Origin of the sequence: Candidatus Frankia alpina (assembly GCF_902806485.1) — a bacterium.
Taxonomy (GTDB): Bacteria; Actinomycetota; Actinomycetes; order Frankiales; family Frankiaceae; genus Frankia; species Frankia alpina.
Map to the genome: position 1 here is coordinate 1 of NZ_CADCWT010000462.1, position 1459 is coordinate 1459.

The window sequence follows — 1459 nt, forward strand, 5'->3', positions numbered from 1 at the left end:
GCACGTCTTGACTCGGCTGTCTCCACTTGGCCTCAAGCAGATCAGTCAGATAATTAGCGATAGCGTCAGAGGCAGTGTTGACCTGTTCCGGCGAACCGGTGGAGCTATAGTCATTTATCCACAGCCGAAACTGGTCCCGATCACCCTGCGGTAGGCCCAATATCTCGCAGATCACCGTAAAAGCTAGCGGGAACGCGTATTGGTTGACAAGGTCGATCTCCAATTCTCCAGCAAGGCTGCTCAGCAGCCCGCTGGAGAGTTGTTCTATTCGAGGTCGCAACGCGTTGATCCGTCCTGCAGTGAATGAATTCTCAACCAGCTTACGTAGACGGGTATGATTCGGCGGATCGCTTTCTAGCATATGTTGCGTAACCGCACCATTAACATTCCGGCACGCAAAGCCGGGTAGTGTATTACGCTCAACAAGGTTGCGAGCCAAGATTAAGTTTTTCGATAGCCCCTGGTTAGCAAGAGCCGAACGGGCGTCTTCAAAACGAGTAACTACCCACACCCGCAAACCGTCTGAAGTAATAGTCCGATAAACTGGCTCCCTTTGCCTGAGTTCGGCATACAGCAAATACGGGTCTTGCGTAAACTGTTCCTGAAACGGACTTTCGAGCGAGCTCACTGGATCATCCTTCCCCATCGCGCAAGCACCAAGCACCAAGCACCAAGCGTCGAGTTAAACCTTTCCATTTAAGTGATCATAGCTAGTGGCACCGATCAACATCAGCGATACGACCGAAGAGCTCTACGCTGAGATGAACCGGCGGGCCGCGGTGCTGAAGCGCCGCCGGCTCAGCCCGTGGGACGGCCCCCAGCTCACCGTCGTCATCGACGAAGGCCAAGCGGTCCTCGCCCAAGATCCACCGGAACAAGCCGCGGCTGCAGCGTCTGGTCAAGCTGTCCAGCCTGGGCCGATCCCGGGGGGGCCGACGAGATCTTCATCGGCGGTCTCCTCCTCTGTGGGGAGAAGCGGAGGCGCAGTTGCCCGTGTAGGTGGACACCCAGATCCCATTTGCGAGACTTGTGGTAGTTATCGGTGGTCACCTTCCCCGACTGACACTGAGCCTTCGCGAAAGACGTGGCCTTGGCCTTCGCCTCCTCGGCGGCTGCGCCTGCGCCGTAGACGTACACGAGCGCTCCCTTCGGACGGGTGCCCGCAGCGAACGATGTGCCCCCTACGCCGAACAGGGTGCCACCGATGACAACAGCTGCGGTCAGGGCCTTTGCTGCCCGAGTCTTCACGATGAGCCTCTCGTCCAAGCCCCCGGCGTCAACCTGCGCGCCATGATCAAGTCGATGAACTTTTCCTGATCATGGTGGACCATCGTCTCATCGCCGGGGTGCCAGTGCCCCGCCGATGGCCAGTTCCACGGAGTACTCGACGCCTCCAGACACGATCAGTCGAGGGCGTTAGTCAACGGTGTTGTCGACACCCGCTGGGTTGATCTCCCGC

At 58.2% G+C, this 1459-nt stretch carries 1 pseudogene; it reads right to left on the bottom strand.

From position 1 onward, the window contains the following. Window positions 1-628: pseudogene (locus G6R25_RS23920) on the bottom strand (cytochrome P450); the annotation flags it as partial. Between the last annotated feature and the right edge of the window lie 831 nt (window positions 629-1459).